15 protein-coding genes are annotated in these 20,452 nt (G+C 31.9%); 12 read left to right on the forward strand and 3 right to left on the reverse strand.

All coding sequences use genetic code 11. From position 1 onward, the window contains the following. Positions 1-805, reverse strand: an 805-nt coding sequence (locus Q0543_RS03615; RefSeq protein WP_299249249.1) for a 4-hydroxythreonine-4-phosphate dehydrogenase PdxA, incomplete at its 3' end; no start/stop codon positions are given. A 483-nt stretch (positions 806-1,288) separates the two neighbouring features. On the opposite strand from Q0543_RS03615, the gene rsmA reads away from it, so the two are divergent. The 5 genes from rsmA to Q0543_RS03640 all read left to right on the forward strand — a co-directional run bounded on the left by rsmA (position 1,289) and on the right by Q0543_RS03640 (position 5,370). After that, positions 1,289-2,068: a 16S rRNA (adenine(1518)-N(6)/adenine(1519)-N(6))-dimethyltransferase RsmA gene (gene rsmA / locus Q0543_RS03620; protein WP_299249252.1), complete on the forward strand. Its 780-nt coding sequence runs from the start codon at positions 1,289-1,291 to the stop codon at positions 2,066-2,068. A gap of 2 nt (positions 2,069-2,070) precedes the next feature. Beyond that, on the forward strand, positions 2,071-3,426 hold the full coding sequence (mgtE, locus tag Q0543_RS03625) for a magnesium transporter (RefSeq protein WP_299249254.1): 1,356 nt from the start codon (positions 2,071-2,073) through the stop codon (positions 3,424-3,426). 3 nt (positions 3,427-3,429) lie between these two features. Beyond that, positions 3,430-4,383 carry an NAD(P)-dependent oxidoreductase gene (locus tag Q0543_RS03630; protein WP_299249257.1) on the forward strand — a complete coding sequence of 318 codons (954 nt, stop codon included), beginning with the start codon at positions 3,430-3,432 and terminating at the stop codon, positions 4,381-4,383. A gap of 117 nt (positions 4,384-4,500) precedes the next feature. Further along, the gene (greA, locus tag Q0543_RS03635) at positions 4,501-4,974 is read left to right on the forward strand and encodes a transcription elongation factor GreA (RefSeq protein ID WP_299249260.1); all 474 of its coding nucleotides are present in this window, start codon (positions 4,501-4,503) and stop codon (positions 4,972-4,974) included. A gap of 3 nt (positions 4,975-4,977) precedes the next feature. Beyond that, entirely contained in the window at positions 4,978-5,370 is a 393-nt protein-coding gene (locus Q0543_RS03640; RefSeq protein ID WP_299249263.1) for an HIT family protein, read from the forward strand. A 32-nt stretch (positions 5,371-5,402) separates the two neighbouring features. Here the strand turns inward: Q0543_RS03640 and Q0543_RS03645 are convergent, their stop codons facing one another. Continuing rightward, positions 5,403-6,575, reverse strand: coding sequence for an aspartate aminotransferase family protein (locus tag Q0543_RS03645; RefSeq protein ID WP_299249264.1), 1,173 nt, complete (start codon positions 6,573-6,575; stop codon positions 5,403-5,405). Between the two features lie 404 nt (positions 6,576-6,979). On the opposite strand from Q0543_RS03645, the gene Q0543_RS03650 reads away from it, so the two are divergent. Genes Q0543_RS03650 through Q0543_RS03665 form a run of 4 tightly spaced genes read left to right on the forward strand, consistent with a single transcriptional unit; the run spans position 6,980 to position 14,276 of the window. Then, positions 6,980-10,693 (forward strand): gliding motility-associated C-terminal domain-containing protein, encoded by a 3,714-nt coding sequence (locus Q0543_RS03650; protein ID WP_299249267.1) that lies wholly within the window; start codon positions 6,980-6,982, stop codon positions 10,691-10,693. Positions 10,694-10,739: 46 nt separating this feature from the next. After that, complete coding sequence (locus Q0543_RS03655) at positions 10,740-11,765, forward strand: type IX secretion system membrane protein PorP/SprF (protein WP_299249270.1); 1,026 nt, start codon at positions 10,740-10,742, stop codon at positions 11,763-11,765. Positions 11,766-11,823: 58 nt separating this feature from the next. Continuing rightward, positions 11,824-12,342: a DUF922 domain-containing protein gene (locus Q0543_RS03660; RefSeq protein ID WP_299249273.1), complete on the forward strand. Its 519-nt coding sequence runs from the start codon at positions 11,824-11,826 to the stop codon at positions 12,340-12,342. 23 nt (positions 12,343-12,365) lie between these two features. Continuing rightward, positions 12,366-14,276, forward strand: coding sequence for a sensor histidine kinase (locus Q0543_RS03665; protein WP_299249276.1), 1,911 nt, complete (start codon positions 12,366-12,368; stop codon positions 14,274-14,276). Here Q0543_RS03665 and Q0543_RS03670 read toward each other — a convergent pair whose 3' ends face one another. Continuing rightward, positions 14,277-14,663, reverse strand: a complete 387-nt coding sequence (locus tag Q0543_RS03670) for a hypothetical protein (RefSeq protein WP_299249278.1) — start codon at positions 14,661-14,663, stop codon at positions 14,277-14,279. A gap of 63 nt (positions 14,664-14,726) precedes the next feature. Here Q0543_RS03670 and Q0543_RS03675 point away from each other — a divergent pair, with 63 nt between their 5' ends. The 3 genes from Q0543_RS03675 to Q0543_RS03685 all read left to right on the forward strand — a co-directional run bounded on the left by Q0543_RS03675 (position 14,727) and on the right by Q0543_RS03685 (position 20,451). Beyond that, positions 14,727-17,324, forward strand: coding sequence for a DNA gyrase/topoisomerase IV subunit A (locus Q0543_RS03675; protein ID WP_299249280.1), 2,598 nt, complete (start codon positions 14,727-14,729; stop codon positions 17,322-17,324). Between the two features lie 66 nt (positions 17,325-17,390). Next, complete coding sequence (locus Q0543_RS03680; protein WP_299249283.1) at positions 17,391-17,792, forward strand: PH domain-containing protein; 402 nt, start codon at positions 17,391-17,393, stop codon at positions 17,790-17,792. Between the two features lie 184 nt (positions 17,793-17,976). Continuing rightward, a complete protein-coding gene (locus tag Q0543_RS03685; RefSeq protein ID WP_299249285.1) occupies positions 17,977-20,451 on the forward strand; it encodes a DUF5686 family protein in 2,475 nt (824 codons plus the stop codon). Position 20,452: the final 1 nt, after the last annotated feature.

Raw genomic sequence — 20,452 nt, forward strand, 5'->3', positions numbered from 1 at the left:
CACCATCAAATTTTTTATAGTGGTGTTGGCCAAAAAAACCATCTGCTGGAAAGGTACCGAATAATAACACTCCTTTGTCCTTAAGTTCATTAATTACGGGGATTATTAAATTTTCTTCTTCTTTTCCAATCATACCATGTTCTCCAGCATGAGGATTCAATCCCAAGATAGCGATTTTAGGCTTTGTAATACCGAAGTCTTTTTTTAATGATTGATTTAATAAGTTTATCTTAGTTATCAATACTTCTTTAGTCAAGGTACTTGCAATCTGCGATACAGGTATATGCGCAGTTGCTAAAGCCACTTTCATAGTTGGACTTACCATCACCATTAAGTTATCTTTAACACCACAACGTTGTGCCAAATATTCTGTATGTCCAGCAAACTTAAAACCTTCTTGTTGAATATTTTTTTTATCAATAGGGGCCGTTACAATTGCATGTAAATTTCCCGCTAGGGCATCTTCAACTGCTTTTTCTAAGGATAAAAACGCTGCTTTCCCAGACTCCTTCGTAGGTGTACCGGGTGTTATTTCAAAATCATCTTCCCAAGTTGTGAAAAGATTTATTTTCTTAGAGTGTAATTCTTGGAAAGACTTTATAGAATGAAAATTAACGTCGTCATATTGTCCCAATATTTTTTTATACCGCGCAAATAATTTATAACTCCCATAAACTACAGGTATACAAATTTTCAATATTCTTGCATCAGATAAGCTCTTAAGGATTAATTCAGGGCCTACGCCATTAAAATCACCTAAAGTTATTCCTACTACTGGTCGGTCAAATGTATTTATTGAAGTCATAATTAGTATTATATTCCTAACAAAGGTAATGAAATTTGGAACAGTAACTTAGCCCTATTTCATTTATTCAAAAAATTGAAGATTTAATTCAATTTTTTTATGTTATCCATTGGTTACCTTTTGATTACACTATGTATTAACTATCAATACAACGATTTTATAATTCTTCTTTAACAATTCTTGCTCGTTTTGATTAAAGTTGTACGTTTCCTAAAAAGCCTCTTTCGCCGGAGGCTTTTTTCATATTTTTAAATATGCTTCTAATCCGATTGGATATGCCTATCAAAGTGTGTACTAATTATTTCGAATAAAAATTTTGTTATTAATTAGAAATCAAGTGAAACCTAGTATTCCCAAATCGTACATTATTGATATAATTTTAAGATATAGAAATGATGCTTAACCAACTCTTAATACAAAGAATATGTGATTACATAAAACATATTGTACCTTCGCATATTAATTACACGAGTTGAAACAGAGATGGATAAAGTTAGAGCAAAGAAGCATTTAGGTCAACATTTTTTAAATGATTTACAAATTGCACAAGATATTGTTGATGGCTTAACATTGTATGGATCCTATACAGAAGTATTAGAAATAGGTCCTGGTATGGGTGTATTAACACAGTTTTTATTAAAAAACCCAAATTATCATACACGAGTAGTTGATATAGATGGCGAATCCATACAATATTTAAAAAAAGCTTTTGCATTCGAAGATACGGATTTAATACATGCGGATTTTTTAAAATCTGATTTAAGAACATGGTATCCCAACAGCTTTGCCATAATCGGAAACTTCCCCTATAATATTTCTACTGAAATTTTATTCAAAGTATTAAAACATAAAGATCAAATACCAGAAGTGGTTGGAATGTTCCAAAAGGAAGTCGCGGAGCGTTTTGCCGCAAAACATGGTAATAAAACCTATGGAATTACAAGTGTATTGCTACAAGCATTTTATGATATTGAATATTTATTTACAGTACACGAAAATGTATTTACACCACCTCCAAAAGTAAAATCTGGAGTTATTCGATTGAAACGAAACACTAGAACCCAATTACCCTGTGACGAAACCGATTTTATTAAAGTTGTAAAAGCGGGTTTTGGCATGCGTCGAAAAACATTAAGAAACGCACTCAAATCAATGAATGTCTTAAACATTCCTATGGATTTACCTATCTTTGATAAAAGAGCAGAACAATTATCCGTTGAGAACTTCTTTGAATTAACAAACATAATGACTGGCAAGCAATAATTATGGCATTCGAACTTACAGAAGAATTTATTACCAATATAAAAGAATGCATTAATAGTGTAGGCAAAACAAGTCTAATACTTGATTTAATCGGCGATCTCGCCGAACAAGATATCTCTGCATTATTATATGAGTTAGATACAGAAGAAGCCGTTGAATTACTGAACATATTAACGACAGAAAAAAAAGCGCATGTTATCTCTGAATTGGATACAGACATTCGTTTAAAAATATTAAAATATTATAGTCCAGAAAATATCGCTGATTTAGTTGAATATATTGACTCAGATGATGCTGTAGATATTATAAATGAACTGTCTATAAAAACAGGGGAAGAAATTATTGCTTTTATAAAGAATCCTGTAACCGCCGATCATATTATAGATCTTTTACATTACGATGAAGACTGCGCAGGCGGGTTAATGGCTAAAGAATTAATTAAAGCAAATCTTAATTGGACAATTGATCGTTGCATTGAAGAAATTCGAGCACAATCAAAGAACGTAGATAAAATATTTTCTATATATGTTGTTGATGATAACATAAGATTGCTTGGAATATTATCATTAAAAAAATTACTTTTAGCGGACGAAAACTCCATTGTTGGGGATATTTACGAACCGAATATCCGTAGCATTGAATCTTATAAAAACGGAACGGAAGTTGCGGAGTTAATGCAAAAATATGATCTTGAAACAATTCCTGTTGTTAATGTACAGGGGAAATTATTAGGAAGAATTACAATTGATGACGTACTCGATTTAATTACCGAACAAGCTGATTTGGAACGCCAAATGATGTCTGGTATTTCAAATGATGCAGAAGAAGATGACTCTGTTTGGCTTTTATCTAAAAGTAGATTGCCTTGGTTAATTGTTGGTATGCTTGGGGGGATTTTGGGAGCACAATTTATTGGTTTATTTGAAAATGTAATTACACAAGTAACTGCAATGGCTTTCTTTATCCCTCTAATCACAGCTACTGGAGGAAATGTTGGCATACAATCTTCTTCAATGATTGTACAATCGTTAGCGCGGGATTCCAGTGATATTGGCTTAAGATTGGACAGATTTGGGAAAGGTTTTGTGGTATCCGTTATTAATGGTTTAGCAATCTCAACGTTAGTTTTTTTATTCAACATTGTATTAAAGCAAGAAATACATTTATCTATTACCGTTTCGATTGCATTGTTTTGTGTTGTACTCGTTTCTTCTTTTATGGGTACCATTACACCCTTGATTTTATATAGATTTGGTGTAAATCCCGCTTTAGCATCGGGTCCTTTTATTACTACAGCAAACGATTTATTGGGTTTGGGTATATACTTTTCAGTTGCTCATTTACTTTTCTCATTTTAGTCTATGGTATCCTTGAAATGCTTAATAGTTGATGATGTAGATCCCGTTCTTTTTGAATGGTTAAACAAGTCATCTATTTCTTATGATTACAAACCTGAATGGTCTGCTGAAGCTTGTATTAAAGAACTTCCAAGCTATGATGGAATCATTATTAGAAGTAAGTTCATTGTTGACAAAGCTATCATAGATACGTGTCCCAGATTGAAATTTATTGGTAGAGCAGGGGCGGGCTTGGATAATTTAGATACCGAGTATTTAGAACAAAAGAACATAGCTGTATTTCATGCATCTGAAGGAAATAAAGTAGCTGTAGCAGAACAAACAGTTGGATTTATATTGGCACTACTAAACAATACAGTACGTGCCAATACGGAAGTTAAAAATGGTATTTGGAAACGAGAAGAAAATAGAGGCTATGAATTAGCTAACCTAACTGTAGGCCTTATTGGTTATGGCAATATGGGCAAAGAAACGGCCAAACGATTATCTAGTTTTGGATGTAAAATAATTGCTTTTGATAAATTCAAACGGAATTACTCCTGTAAAGATGCTGAACAAGTAAGTTTAGAAACATTGCAATTAAAAGCAGATATAATCAGTTTACATATTCCCTTAAATGATTTTTCAAATGGGTGGATAGATAAAGCGTTTATTGATGCAGTAGCAAAGCCATTTTGGCTGGTTAATACTTCCAGAGGAAAAATTGTAAAACTGAAAGATTTAAATGATGCTTTAATCTCTGGAAAAGTAAAAGGAGCAGCTTTGGATGTATTAGAAAATGAAAAGTTATCCACGTTAACAGATGTACAAAAAACATGGTTTGCTGGATTATGTGAAAATAAGAATGTTATCTTGACACCACATATTGCTGGATGGACTGTTGAATCCTATAAAAAAATAAGCATCGTTTTAGGAGAAAAAATACTTTTTTGGGCAAATTCTCTTAAATCAAATTAAAAAAAACATAATAGTCTTGTTGGTTGAAGAATCGTAAAAGTATTCTTATCTTTGTTAAAACGGTACGCAATTGTGCACCGTTTTTTTATTTATATAGAATTCAGACCTAAACAAATTATGAGTAAATTATCTTATTACACAGAAGAAGGACTCGATAGATTAAAAACCGAACTTAATCATCTTAAAACGAAAGGTCGTTCTAGCATAGCTGCGCAAATTGCAGAAGCTCGTGATAAAGGTGATTTAAGTGAAAATGCAGAATACGATGCTGCTAAAGATGCTCAAGGTTTGTTGGAACTGAAGATTTCTAAATTGGATGAAATTGTAGCAAACGCTCGTGTAATCGATGAATCCACCATCGATACTTCAAAAGCATCTATCTTAACTAAAGTTAAAATTAAAAATAAAAAGACAGGTCATATTGTTGAGTACATGCTTGTTTCTGAAGAAGAAGCGGATTTAAAAGCAGGTAAAATCTCTTTAAAATCACCTATTGGAAATGCTTTATTAGGAAGAGTAATTGGAGATACAGTTTTAGTAGATGCGCCAGCAGGAAAGATTGAATTTGAAATTTTAGACATCAGTTTATAAATTATGCCAAGCATCTTTACTAAAATAATTAATAAAGAAATCCCTGGTTATATTATAGCAGAAACGGATACGTGTATTGCATTTCTGGATTTATTTCCTTTAGCAATGGGCCATGTATTAATTGTGCCGAAAGAAGAAATCGATTATATATTTGCAATGAAAGATTCACTCTTGTGTGAGATGATACTTTTTTCTAAAAAAATTTCCATTGCACTTGAGAAAGCAGTACCGTGTAAACGAATAGGAGTAGCAGTAATTGGATTAGAAGTACCTCATGCACATATTCATCTTTTGCCTCTACAAACAGTTCAAGACATCAACTTTTCGAGAGAGAAATTGAAACCGAGTAAGGAAGAATTAGAAAAAATAGCAGACTTAATAAAAAGTTATTTATAAAAAAAGTGAAGTTAATACTTCACTTTTTTTATTTAACAGGCAGAAATAATTTGACAGGCTTCAATAATTTCATTTTCAGCAATAATCAACGGAGGAGCAATTCGCATTGAATGATCGCAAAATAAAAACCAATCCGTTAATACTCCTTTTGATATTGCATTATCAATTATTTTTTTAAGAACAGCATAAGATTCAAATTCAACAGCCATCATAAGTCCTGCATGACGTATGTCTTTTATTCCAGGATGTTTTAAATGCTGAATAAAAGTCTGAGATTTTTTTTCAACAGATAGAATCAGATTTTCGTCTTCAATAATATCCATACAAGCAATTGCTGCGGCACAACTAACAGGGTGACCACCAAAAGTAGTAATATGGCCCAACACAGGATTAACACTCAAGGTTTGCATGATTTCTTTGGATGAAATAAATGCACCAATAGGCATTCCTCCACCCAAACCTTTTGCGGTAAGTAAAATATCAGGAATAATCTCATATTTTTCAAAGGCCCAAAAACTTCCCGTTCTTCCAAATCCACACTGAATCTCGTCTAAGATTAATAACGTTCCCGTATAATCACATCGATTTCGAAGTGCCTGCATATACTTTTTTTCTGCAATGCGAACACCTGCTTCTCCTTGAATGGTTTCAACGATAACAGCTGCGGTTTCTTCCGTTATGAGCTCTAAATCGTTTATGTTATTATAATGAATGTGTTTAATTCCTGGTAGCAGCGGCCTAAATGACTGTTTGAAATATTCATTTCCCATAACGCTTAATGCACCATGAGAAGATCCATGATATGCATTTACACATGAAATAATTTCTCTCCGTTTCGTATATCGTTTAGCTAATTTCAAAGCACCTTCTGTTGCTTCACTACCAGAGTTTACTAAATAAACAGCATCCAGGGTAGTCGGCAATGTCTTGCATAACCTCGTAGCCAAATCAACTTGAGGGGATTGAACGAACTCTCCATAAACCATCAAATGCATGTATTTAGCTGCTTGTTCCTGAACAGCTTTAACTACTTTAGGGTGACAATGGCCAACATTACTAACCCCAATACCCGAAATTAAATCTAAATAGCGCTCTTGATTTTTACCATACATATAAACACCATTTGCATGATCAATTTCTAATAATAGAGGAGTATCACTTGTTTGGGCATTATGGTTTAAAAAAAGCTGTCTTTGTGTTTGCATAATTAAAGCAAGGTACGATACAATATCTTGTTTTAATAAAAAATAGCATCAACTTTTAAAAAAACTTAGATATATCACTAGTTGATGTTTTATATTAAGAACATAAAAAAATCCTAATACGTAAAATCTATAAAAAAGTCATTAAAAGTGTAAACTAATAAATATAAAAGATGTAACTATCTATAATTTTATAATTAAAATACAACTAATTGTATTTATCCTTAAAATTATTAGTTAGTCGATATTATTGAAATATTATAAATACCTGAAAAACAATCATATAAAAAACACACAAATTTTTAAATAATATTTTTTACCAACAACACAATATATTACTATTTAATATAAATATATTACAATGTAATAATAATTATTCTTTTATACCGTTACAAATAATTATTTATATGAATTGGAAAAACCTACGCTCAATTTTAGCAGTACTTATTTTAATTATTTACTCAAATCAAAATGTATCCGCTCAACTTAATTTAGAATCAACTGAAGTGCAATGGGCTACTATTGACTTTATTTCAATTAAAAAAGCGGTACTAGCTGAAGCTACATATACAAATCAAGAAAAAGAATTGTATATGATTTTTTTAGAGAAAAAATTAATTGAAGCTCAATTCAACTTTTTTAATGTACCGTCAAAAGATTCCATTGATTTTAATGTTCAAAATTATTCACAGAACTTAGTAGCAGCAATTGTTTCAAATAATAATTCTTTTGACATTTTCAAAAAGGAATATGCTGCTCAACAAAATACTTTTTCAACTCTTTCATATAATGGACCGTGTGAAAATATTGATTTTGAATCGGGAACAACAGATGGATGGCAAGGGCTTACTGCTAAGGCATGTGAAAATGTTACACCTTGTAACATTACAAATGGATTTAGTACAACGCAACATGAGATTATGACAACAGCAATGGTTGATCCCTACATACCTACACTTCCTGTTGTTGCACCAGGCGGTAATTATTCCTTACGTTTAGAAAACTATGTAAATGGAGGAAACGCAACCATCGTAAGGCAAACCTTTTTGGTAACCCCAACAAATAATATTTTTACTTATCAATATGCAGCAGTACTTGAAGATCCAGGTGATCACCGAGATTTAGAAAGACCCTATTTTAAAGTACGCATGTATGCAGCAAATGGAAGTGAAATTAACTGTGCAACATATACTGCAATAGCAAAGCCTCCTATACGAAATTTTGTTTACGCAAAAGTTGCCAATCCAAAATACAATCCAGCAAATCCACGTGCAAACGGTCAATTTTTGGATTTATATTATAGAAATTGGACAACCATAACAATTCCTTTATTGGGATATGAAGGACAAAATGTTACTGTAGAGTTTATTGCTTCTGATTGTTCCAGAGGTGGTCATTTAGGATATGCATACATTGACGCCAGTTGTTCTTTCTTAGATACAAGTATCCCACCGACAATTTGTGGTGGGGAAAACGTAACACTTTATGGCCCACAAAATTTTGCTTCCTACTTATGGAGTGGTCCAGGTATTGTAGGATCGAAAACTTCTCAAAATGCTATTGCAAATAAGTCGGGAGTTTACAAACTAAAATTAACGCCATTGGCTGATAATCCATGTCCAGTAACTGTACAAACAATTGTTCCTGAAAGATGTGTACCAGTTCCCATTTCAGATGCAATGTGTGAGACAATAAAAGGAAGTGGTAAAAAGAATAACATAGATTTAACATCCTACAATACAGCAATTACAGCATATAGTAATATAGCCTCAGTTACAGAATGGCATTCCGCAAAGCCCGCCACTGTATCAAACCTAGTTTCAAATCCACAAAATGTTGTGGTTACTAATGGAGATAAATATTATGCAATCATTAAATATGCTACCGTTGGTAGCGACACGGCACAATTAAATTTTATTATACACAGCACTCCCAATATAATATTTGCAGATATTAATCCCATGTGCAAAAGTACGAACGTAGTACAAATTTCTAGCTTTAGTCCAACGGGTGGTACATTTTCTGGTATGAATATTACACCATCAGGAATTTTCTCTCCAATAACAGATGGAATAAACAAAATTAAATATCTGTATACAAACAGCAATGGTTGTACAGATTCTATAAATAAAACGATTGAGGTAAATCTTCCGGTTACTTTAACAATTGAAAATCCTCAAAACATATGTGCTAATGCAACTTCCATTGACCTTATTGCGACAGCGACAAATCAAACAACAGTAACATGGAGTGGTGGTACTGGTATTTTTGCGGATAACCAAAGCTTAGTAACACGTTATACTCCATCAACAACTGAATTAAATTCGAGCAGCATAGCACTATCCTTAAAAGTAAATGGGACAAGTCCATGTCCTTTCATTTCCAAAGATATTATCATTAATATCATTCCATTAGCGATTGTAAATGCAGGTCCAGACCAAGATATATGTTTGCCGATTAAGTCTCCAGTTATATTAATTGGTAGTAGTATTCATGCAAATGCAAACAACTGGACAGGTGCATCTGAAAACTTTTCAAATGCGAATGCATTACTTACGTCCTACAATCCAACATCTGATGATATCAAAGCCGGTTCAGTATTGTTAATTCTTACATCAACTGCGCAATCACCTTGCCCTATAATCAAAGATACTATTGAAATTCGTTTCAATAAACCTCCCATTGCAGATGCCGGTCCAGACAAGGTGGTATGTAACGGAGCTTCCGTTTCATTACAAACGGAACTAAGTGCTCAATTAATCTACACATGGGAAAGTATAAATCATTTTCCGATATCTTCCACAAATCAAGCAACAATCCTTGCTACTAAAGACAGCATTATTGTATTGAAATTAAAAGATCAATTCGGCTGCATTGGATTAGATACCATGTCAATCGATGCATTCAATCCGCCTGTCTATACTTTAGGAGGTCCATATTGCATAAGTAATTCATTAATCTTAAATGCCCAACCAATACTTGGTGATGTTCTTTTAAATAATCCAATTTGGTATAAAAATAATGTGGAATTAATTGGAGAAAATAAATCTACCCTAACAGTAACAAAAGAAGGCAAGTATACGATCTCTTACAAACAAGGTGAGTGTGAAACATCCGCTAATACAGATGTGTATGCCAATCCTGTTCTTATTTCACCAGACAAACTTACAGACTGCGAACAAAAAACTACGGTTTTAACAACAAGTACGATACCGTCGGCTACGTATGTATGGACAAAAAATGGACAAATTGCCGGTAGTAATTCATATACAATCTCAACAGATGTTACGAGAGGAATTAGTAAATATATTGTCTCTGTTGTTGATCAACATTCATGTATAGCAAAAGATAGTATTTTGGTTGAAGGTATACCAAATCCAATCGTACAATTAAAAGATACAAGTGTTTGTGCAGGCAATTCGGTTATATTAAATGGAACTCCTTTAAATATTGCTGCGTTTTCAAATTACCCTCTTACATACAAATGGTATTACAACAACACTGAAATAACAAAAAACAATGCGAATACAATTGAAGTAAAAAATAGTGGAAATTATTCCGTAGTCACTTCTGCATATCTATGCGCAAGTAAAACATCTATGAATCTAACCACGATTCAATTACCTAAGCTTAATTTACAAAGTCCCCGCAGGATTTGTCCTGAATCAGAAAAGGAAATAATATTAGATGCAGGATTGCAATCCTTTTATATATGGCAGCCTACAGGCGAAACAAAAAGAGAAATTGCTGTAAATGCAGGAGGTATTTATACGGTACAAGTATATAACGATTTTAATTGCACCACTACTGGATCAATAGAAGTTAAAGAAATTTGTCCACCTCGATTATTTGTTGGCACTGCATTTAGTCCTAATAAAGATGGTATAAATGATCTATTTAATGTGTATGGAGCACATATTGGAGCATATAAATTATTGATTTATAATCGTTGGGGAGAAATAATATTTGAAAGTTTAGATAAAGATCACTTTTGGGATGGTGTTTATAAGGGCGAGATGATGCCTATTGGGGTTTATCCTTGGACAATAATTTACGAAGGCGATAGCCAAGAGTATCTTGGCCCATATAAACTAGAAGGAAGTGTTACTATTGTAAAATAGAATTGTATTCTATTTTATCTATAATTAAAAGATATACATACAAAATATGTCTACTGTAAAAAAAATAATATTAGTAATAATTTGTTTCATTTATGTTAGTTCAGAGTTAATAGCTCAAGACATTCAATTTTCACAATTTTATGCGAATGTTTTGTATTTAAATCCTGCATTTGCAGGAAGCAGTCACCGTACCCGAGTTATTGGCCATCAACGCTTGCAATGGCCAGGCTTGGATGCAAAATATATTACATCAAGTTTTTCAATTGATCATTATTTCAATAAAGCCAATAGCGGAATTGGTCTTATGGTCATGAAAGACATACAGGGTAGTAATATTATTAGCTCGAATGAAATAACCTTACAATATTCCTATGAATTAATCCTTACGTCGAAATTAGCATTCAGGGCTGGTGCACAAGGAACCTACGCATCCAGATTTGTAAATTATTCCAATTTAAAGTTTCCAGATCAATATACTGTAAATGGTTCTACAGGCCAATCAAGCCAAGAACCCTTTGGAAATTCTAAAGTAAATTATTTTGATGTATCCTTAGGAGGTATTCTATACTCAAACCAATTCTGGGCAAGTTTATCCGTATATCATTTGAATACTCCCAATCAATCCTTTTATGGTGATGTAAGTAGTTTACCAATCAAAACAACGTTTTCCGGTGGTTATAAATTCTATCTATCTACAAGAGGAGATTTGTCAAAAAACCTAGATGATGAAATCTCAGTAACACCAACCTTTAATTATAAAGCACAAGGTAAATCAGATCAATTTGATTTTGGACTTTATGGGATGTATCATCATTTAATGGTGGGGATGTGGTATAGAGGTATTCCAATAAAACATTATAGTAAAGGTTTACAAAACAATGAATCCGTAGTTAGTTTAATTGGTTTTAAAATAAAATCTCTAAGATTGAGTTATAGTTATGATTTTACTGTTTCAAAATTAAATATTGGTAGGACAGGGGGGAGTCACGAAATTAATATTACATACGTATTTAATAGACCAACTAAAAGGACGAAACCAACGAAGAAAATTCCTTGTCCAGATTTTAAATAATTAGCTATTTTTCTATATCTTTTGCTACATTTGGTTTAGTTACAGCAACTTTATACTTATGTCGGTAGTAATTCAAATAATCGTATCCCTATTTTTATTTTCCATTATATCATCAGACTCCAATTCGTTTGGATGGACAACAGAACGTAAATTAACATGGTCTGATTTTAAAGGAAAACCAGACAAATCAAACCCAGCAGCAGCATTAACGTATACGGATATAAAAATGAATGCTTCTTTAAATAATGATGTAATAAGTATTTTAGTCGAAAATCTATTTAATCAAAACCTTTCGTGGTCAAAAAATAAAAATTCAGCGTCTTTATTGGCACATGAACAACTGCATTTCGATATAACTGAAATTTATACACGAAAAATACGATTAAAGATGAATGAAATAGCCTCTGCAAAAACGATACAAAATGGCACGTTAAATAAAGAATCATCTAAATTATTAAAAGAATGGAAACAATTTCAGAATAAATACGATGAAGAAACAAATCATGGAATATTAACGGATAAACAAAAAGAATGGCAATTAAAAGTTCAAAGCTTATTGAAAGAAATTAAGGATTAAATCTTTGAAATTAATATTAACAGATGAGACAAATAGTTAGAATTTTTATATTTATTTTTTATTCATTTCTAAATTTATTAGTTGCAACTCTCTGTTCCGAAGCTAGAGGACCTATTGTATTAGACAATTCAAAAGCTATCAAAATGTTGGATAGTAGTAATAGTTACTCCTTAAATCCGACAACAAACGATCAAACACATTTAAAAACACGCAACTTTAATAATACCAACCATAAAAAATCATATTGGTATACATTTAACGTCTCCAATCCTACCAATACATCCATTGATTATTTCTTAGTTTCCTATAACTACTCCATTGATGAAATAGATCTAATAAAAGTAAATAAAGACAAAGAAGACATTCAACTGTTTAGGGATACAACCAATATTTACCACAGAAATATTATTCATAAACAACCTGTTTTCAAAATACATTTAGAACCTTATGAAACGGCAACGTATAAGCTGCGATTAAAAAACGAATCTTCGTATTATTTTGAGTTTGCGTTTTATTCTCCAGAAAAATTCGCTTCTTCTTTCTTTTTTGAATACTTAATATTTGGAGTATTTTATGGTTTTATGCTATATGTATTCATTTATAATTTATTTTATTATTCGCTTTTTAAAGAAAAAGTCATTCTGTTTTATTGCTTGTTCATACTTTCTCAAGTTATTAATATGTTGTTTAGAGATGGTACGGGATTGTTTCTTTTACCAGATTATTCAGCCTATACAGAAATAATAAAAAACATTGCTCGGTGCACAATGGGAGTATTCTTAATGTTATTTACATACTCTTATTTCAAATCCATTATACCAAGAGCTGCATACAAATGGTTTATACTAATAATCATTGCACGTATTATTTATACCATAATCATGCAAAAAGAAACCACCTTATTTACATTTCATTTTGAATTATTTACGTTCCTTTTTTGTACGTTTTGGTCTATCTATTCGTATAAAAAAGAAAATTCGGATTCCAAATTTATGATTATTGGGATAATTATATTAACATCTTGTTATTTGTTATTTTACCTTTCAGTAGTAGTTTCAAGCACTTTAAGCGCAGTAGGTTTTTTTGGATTGTATTATGGCATCGCTTTGGAAAGTATTTTTATGACATTAGCAATTGGGGAGCGTATTAAAAGAATTAAAATAGAACACTCATTAACATTACAGTTGAATACTGATTTAGAACTACAAGTAAAAAATAGAACTTTATTGATTCAAGAAAAGAATAACCAGCTTGAAGACAAATCTGAAGAATTGAATTTGTTTTTATACAGTGCTTCTCATGATTTAAAAGGCCCGCTTAAAACCATAGAAGGTCTTTGTAATATTGGATTATATGAAAAAGATTCAGACATAGAAGAAGGTAAAGAATTATTCAAATTAATAAAAAAGAAACTTTTAAATTTAGAATCTAATATTGCAGATTTAAATACATACACTAAAATTCAAGATACTTCAACCGAGGTAACTGAAATAAATTTTGACACGTTACACAATGCGATACTAGAACGTTTTGTTGAAAACAATAATTATAATAATAGTACAATTCAATTTAAAAATGAATTACAAAAACCATTTATTTCAGATAGTTTTGCCGTTAAATCAATCTATCAAAATATTTTTGAAAATGCTCTAAAGTATAGTAGTACTGAAAGAGATCTGATATTAAATATCACCATTGAAGATTTAACTAGCCATATAAAAATCAATTTCAAGGACAATGGAGTAGGTATTCCAGAAGATGTTCAACCTAAAATATTTAATATGTTTTATAGGGGAAATATAAATTCAAAAAATGATACGGGCTTAGGCTTATATATTGTAAAGAAAGCCTTAACTAAAATTGGAGGTACGATAACCGTAGCAAGTAAAGAAAACATAGGCACAACCTTCGAAATTATACTTCCAAGAAAATAACTACAGATTAATTTCTTCCAAATAAATCAATCGTGCAGTTCCCAATGATTCAAATTCAATTGTTAAACAAGTGGTTTTATTAGAATTTCCATCACACTGGCTTCCCGGAGCTAAATAATAATAAAATATTTTTTTCCCTCTTGTACTATACGAAACGCGATTTGCCTTACCTAGACTTCTAAAGAAAAATGAATCAGTTTCGCCAAGTAGTTCATCTTTATGCGTTTTTAAAACAGGAATTAAGGACGACCTATAAACATCACATCCTTTATAATCTAATTTCCATTTACTTGTTTCAATCCATTTAATATTATTACTGTTACAGCTTGTACAGAATAAAACAATGGACAATATGATTAGCGCACAAAAGTTCTTAGTTTTCCACATGAGATAGATAGAAACGGTATATTTCAGTAAATTTAGTATTCGATTTAAGGTTTTCCCAAAGAAATGGCAAAAGATATTGATAAAAATTCATCCGAAGAACGGGCAGACAATAATAATATTCATGACGTGGTGCATGTTAATGGGTTATATGAAAACTGGTTCTTAGAATATGCCTCGTATGTAATCCTAGAAAGAGCAGTTCCACATATAAATGATGGTTTAAAACCTGTTCAACGAAGAATTTTACATGCAATGAAAGTTCTGGATGATGGTAGATACAATAAAATTGCGAATGTAATTGGTTCTACCATGCAATATCACCCACACGGTGATGCCTCCATTGGGGATGCAATTGTAAATATGGGTCAAAAAGATTTACTAATTGATCCACAAGGAAACTGGGGCGACGTCCGTACGGGAGATGGTGCTGCTGCACCTCGTTATATTGAAGGGCGTCTATCAAAATTTGCCTTAGACGTAGTTTTCAATGAAGATACAACCGAATGGCAAGCATCTTATGATGGTAGAAAAAAAGAACCCATTACCTTACCAGTTAAGTTTCCGCTTTTATTAGCGCAAGGTGTTGAAGGTATTGCAGTTGGTTTGTCAACTAAAGTTTTGCCGCATAATTTTTGTGAACTAATTGAAGCATCTATCGCAATATTAAAAAATAAGAAGTTCGAAATCTTCCCAGATTTTGCAACGGGTGGACAAGTAGATGTAACCAATTACAATGAAGGGCAAAAGGGAAGTAGGGTACGTGTAAGAGCCTTGATAGAAGAGTTGGATAAAAAAACATTGGCTATCAAAGAGATCCCTTTTGGAACTACGACTACATCCATCATTGATTCAATTGTTAAAGCCAATGATACGGGTAAAATTAAAGTAAAAAAGGTAATCGATAATACTGCTAAAAATGTAGAAATTCAAATTCAGTTATTACCTGGCATAGATTCCAGTATTACGATAGATGCATTATATGCATTTACAGACTGTGAAAATTCAATATCGCCCAATGCCTGTGTTATTGTAGATGACAAACCGCATTTTTTAAGTGTGCATGAAATTTTACGCATCTGCACAAGACAAACAGTAGATCTTTTAAAACAAGAACTTGAAATTCGCAGAAGTGAATTACAAGAAAAAATATTATTCTCTTCCCTTGAAAAGATTTTTATTGAAAATAGAATTTATCGAAAAATTGAAGAGTGTGAAACATGGGAAGATGTTATATCTACCATAGATAAAGGATTACAGCCATTCAAAAAACAATTTTACAGAACCATTACTACAGAGGATATTGTTCGCTTAACTGAAATTAGGATTAAACGGATTTCTAAATTTGACTCCTTTAAAGCAGATGAGTTAATGAAAGGATACTCCAATGAATTAACCAAAGTTGAACACAACTTGGCAAATATCATTGATTATTCCATCTCTTACTATGCCGATTTATTAAAAAAATATGGAAAAGGAAGAGAGCGTAAAACAGAAATAAAAACGTTTGATATAATTAATGCTACAGTAGTAGCTGCAAACAATCAAAAATTATACATTAACAGAGCGGAAGGTTTTATAGGCTTTGGATTGAAGAAAGACGAGTATATATGTGACTGTTCAGATATAGATGATGTGATTGTATTTAGAAGAGATGGCGTGTGTGTGGTCAAGAAGATTGGCGAGAAAGTATTTATGGGCAAAGACATACTATACGCAGGCATTTTCAGGAAAGGGGATGATAGAATGGTTTATAATATTATATCACTAGATGGATCCAGCGGTAATTCCATGATCAAACGATTTAACGTAATGGGAGTTACACGCGAAAAAGAATACCCACTAGTAAAACCAAACAAAGCGTCAAAAGTATTGTATTTTTCAGCAAATCCGAATGGTGAAGCTGAAACAGTAACGATAACACTATCTCCCACATCAAAAGCAAAGAATAAAGTATTTGAATTTGACTTTAGCGAGATTGAAATAAAAGGAAGAGATACCCAAGGGAATATTTTAACGAAACACGCAGTTAAAAAAATTGCATTTAAAAGTGCTGGGCAATCTACGTTATCAGGTTCGGAAATTTATTTTGACGATGCTGTTGGTAGGTTAAACACAGATAAGAAAGGATTATTCATAGGGAAATTTTCACCTGATGAAAAAATTATAGCAATCTATAAAGATGGGAACTACGAAATAACAGGTTTTGAATTAACCAATAGATTTGATGCAGAGCAAATACTTACTATTGAGAAATACAATCCAGATTGCATTATATCAACACTTTATATTGATGCACCATCCAAGACATATTATGTAAAACGCTTTAAACTAGAGACAACTACGGTTGGTAAACGTTTTTCCTTCATTCCAGAAGGTAAAGGCAATCATGTTTTATTTGTCTCTACAGACAAAAAACCGAAAATAAAAATAGATTTTGCCAAAGGGAAGTACGTTACTAACCCAACCATGATTATATCTATGGATGAATTTGCTGAAATAAAAGGGTGGAAAACAATAGGTAACGAACTTGGAAACAATAAAATCAATTCTATTTCTAGATTAGAAGTTAAAACTCCGATAGAACAGCCGAAAATTGATCCAAAAAATAAGAAAGATGATGGATATTCTGCAGGCTCAACAATAGAATTGAATTTTAATTAAACTATACTAATACATAACGCTTATTGAAAGTAACCGTATACAAGTATCAACAGAAGATAGAAGGGCATGAAGATAGAGGATAAAATCAAACAAAGATTAAATCAATTAGGCTACGTACCACAAACTGCAGCCATTGCATTTGATATTTTTCTAAAAAGTCTTAAATCCGATGAAACAATACTTTATTTTCTAGAAGGTTCTATCAAAAGTACCTTGGGGTTTATTGTAACTACCGATAAACGTGTGTACTATGTGGGTGTCAATAAATTTGGCATTCCATTTAGTGAAAGTATTCATTATGATGAAATTACAGGAATTAGTGTAAGAGAGTCATTATTGCCTTCAACAGAAATTACTGTTCATACAAATTCTAAATATAACGATATCATAGTAAAAGGTTGCGATTCTCATAGTGCAGCAGAATATAAAGAATTAATTGAATTGTTAACAAATAAGCCAAAAGATTAAGCTTTTTAATATTTTTATGCATACTTTTTTCATAATTTTATAAAGGTCTATTAAATTATAGATTCGACTGATTATTACATTAATGTTTGCTTTTTTACAATTTCTACATTTCTTAATTAGCACGTTTAACTCCTGCATTGTGGTTCAAACCATATGTAAACATAAAAAAGAATTTTCTTTTTTTATGTTTACATTATTTATATGTTCAACCAGTTTTGCTCAAACAATCACTCTGAAAGGATTTATATTAGATGAAGAATCAAAAGATTCAATTCCGTATGCAACAGTATATATAAAAGGTACAATATATGGGACCGAAACGGAATTCAATGGGTCATTTGAATTAGAAGTTCCAAACAATGAGGACTCCCTCTGGGTAAGTACAATTGGTTATGTCACAAAGACCGTAGCTATCCCTCATATTAGCTCTGTACAGTATTTAACTATATATATATCAGAAGATTATTCCACTCCTGAAATTGTTATTAGGCCAAAAGAAAACCCTGCGTTTCGAATAATGCGTGAAGTAGTAGCGCACAAATACATCAACGACAAACGCAATTTAAGTGGCTACCAATACGAGACATACAACCGCACATCCATTTTCGTAAATAATATCAGTGAAAAATTAAGAGAAAAGAAAATAATGCAACAAGTGGCAGGCGTACTTGATAGCATTAAAAATTTAAAGGACTCCGAAGGTAACCCAATGATACCCGTTTTAATGTCTGAAACAGTTACAGATTATTATTACCGGACAAACCCCAAAGCAACCAAAGAAATAATTAAAGGAGTTAAGGTTGAAGGGATTGGTATGGATGACGGAAGTATCCTTTCACAAATATTGGGTTCTACATTTTTTGAATATAATTTTTACGAAAATTATATGAATATCCTTGATAAAGATTTCATTTCACCTATTTCTGATAGTTGGAATATTTTTTATGAATATAGATTGGTCGACAGTTTATACAAAGATAATTTATGGTGCTATAAAATAGATTTTAAGCCTAAACAGCCCAAAGACTTGGCATTTCAAGGCAGCATGTATATTAGTGATACAACCTTTGCGTTAGTGCACATAGAAGGAAATATATTTGAAGAAGCTAATCTCAATTACATTGATAAAATAACAATTAATCAAGGCTTAACTCAAATAGAAGAAGGGGCATGGATACCTAAAACAACAAACATTTATCTTGATTTAGAAGACATAGGATCTTTACCAAGTATGGTTGCTACGTTCTATTCCAACATTCAAGATCCTATTGTAAATAAACCAAAGGATGCAAATTTCTTTGATCAGCGCATTGAATTATTAGAAGATGCACAAGAAAAACCAGCAACATTTTGGCAAGAAATCTATACAGATACAACTAGAAAAACAGACCCTTTAATGTATCAGATGATTGATACATTAAAGAATTTACCCATCGTAAAAAGCTATGTTGAAATACTCGATGTAGCCATTAATGGATATAAAAAAGTTGGCAAATTTGATATTGGGCCTTATTTATCTTTGTATTCTTTTAATAATATAGAAGGCAATAGAGTGCAAATGGGTTTTAGAACCAATAAAGATTTTAGTAGAAAAGTTATTTTAAAAGGTTTTGTTGGTTACGGTAGTAGAGATGATCGGTTAAAATATGGGGGAGCAGCAAATTTTATTTTATCTAGAAAACCGTGGACTCAAACGGGTGTTTATTATAAATACGATGTGGATCAAATAGGTGCACCTGCTGAAAAATTGAGCAGTAATAATTTATTTTTGGCTTTTACCCGTTGGGGAACTTTAAGGGGGCCATATTATTCAAGACAATACGGAGCTTTTTTTGAAAGAGATCTTACTAAGAATTTTATGCCAAAAGTTGTTTTCAGACATATGACTTTTGATCCTTTATATAATTTTGCAGCATATGAATCTGAACCTACTGCTACATTTACGCCTAATACCCTTCAACAATTCCAAACGACGGAGTTGATCGTATTAATGAAATTTTCATATGATGAGATTTTTTTACAAAATGGTAATGAACGAATTAGTTTAGGTGCAAAAAAATATCCGATTGCCTACTTTCAATATACCGCTGGTTTAAAAGGCGTATTAGGTAGTAATTATAATTATGATAAGCTTCAATTGACGATTGACCATTCAATACGTTTTGGCATTTTTGGCAGAACAAACTATCAATTTGTAATTGGCAAAATATACAAACCAGTACCATATCCATTATTAGAAAATCATATAGGGAATCAAACCTTCTTTTATACAACAGCTGCATTTAACTTGATGAATTTCTTTGAATATACAAGTGATCAATATGCATCCATAAAAATCAAACACGATTTAGATGGCTTAATTAGCAATCGTATTCCAGTTATACGTAAATTAAAATGGAGGTTCTTTTTAACAGGAAATGTATTGATGGGTAGCCTTTCTGATGCAAATAGAAACTTACTAGCACCAACAACAGTGAATGGAGGAAAAACCATTAACGTACAATCATTAGATCCAACTAAACCGTATATTGAACTAGGGTATGGTATTGATAACATATTTAAATCTGCACGAATTGATTTTATACATCGAGTAACGTACAGAGATGTACCCAATATTAGTAAATTTGGGATTAAACTTTCTTTCCGCTTTATCATATAAA

This window comes from uncultured Cytophaga sp., from assembly GCF_937863595.1.
In the GTDB taxonomy this organism is placed as follows: Bacteria; Bacteroidota; Bacteroidia; order Cytophagales; family Cytophagaceae; genus Cytophaga.

What these genes read in the sequence shown, in the direction of transcription:
- rsmA (WP_299249252.1), top strand. Translation starts at nt 1,289, where the DNA reads ATGGATAAAGTTAGAGCAAAGAAGCATTTAGGTCAACATTTTTTAAAT.
- mgtE (WP_299249254.1), top strand. Translation starts at nt 2,071, where the DNA reads ATGGCATTCGAACTTACAGAAGAATTTATTACCAATATAAAAGAATGC.
- Q0543_RS03630 (WP_299249257.1), top strand. Translation starts at nt 3,430, where the DNA reads ATGGTATCCTTGAAATGCTTAATAGTTGATGATGTAGATCCCGTTCTT.
- greA (WP_299249260.1), top strand. Translation starts at nt 4,501, where the DNA reads ATGAGTAAATTATCTTATTACACAGAAGAAGGACTCGATAGATTAAAA.
- Q0543_RS03640 (WP_299249263.1), top strand. Translation starts at nt 4,978, where the DNA reads ATGCCAAGCATCTTTACTAAAATAATTAATAAAGAAATCCCTGGTTAT.
- Q0543_RS03645 (WP_299249264.1), bottom strand. Translation starts at nt 6,575, where the DNA reads ATGCAAACACAAAGACAGCTTTTTTTAAACCATAATGCCCAAACAAGT.
- Q0543_RS03650 (WP_299249267.1), top strand. Translation starts at nt 6,980, where the DNA reads ATGAATTGGAAAAACCTACGCTCAATTTTAGCAGTACTTATTTTAATT.
- Q0543_RS03655 (WP_299249270.1), top strand. Translation starts at nt 10,740, where the DNA reads ATGTCTACTGTAAAAAAAATAATATTAGTAATAATTTGTTTCATTTAT.
- Q0543_RS03660 (WP_299249273.1), top strand. Translation starts at nt 11,824, where the DNA reads ATGTCGGTAGTAATTCAAATAATCGTATCCCTATTTTTATTTTCCATT.
- Q0543_RS03665 (WP_299249276.1), top strand. Translation starts at nt 12,366, where the DNA reads ATGAGACAAATAGTTAGAATTTTTATATTTATTTTTTATTCATTTCTA.
- Q0543_RS03670 (WP_299249278.1), bottom strand. Translation starts at nt 14,663, where the DNA reads ATGTGGAAAACTAAGAACTTTTGTGCGCTAATCATATTGTCCATTGTT.
- Q0543_RS03675 (WP_299249280.1), top strand. Translation starts at nt 14,727, where the DNA reads ATGGCAAAAGATATTGATAAAAATTCATCCGAAGAACGGGCAGACAAT.
- Q0543_RS03680 (WP_299249283.1), top strand. Translation starts at nt 17,391, where the DNA reads ATGAAGATAGAGGATAAAATCAAACAAAGATTAAATCAATTAGGCTAC.
- Q0543_RS03685 (WP_299249285.1), top strand. Translation starts at nt 17,977, where the DNA reads ATGTTTACATTATTTATATGTTCAACCAGTTTTGCTCAAACAATCACT.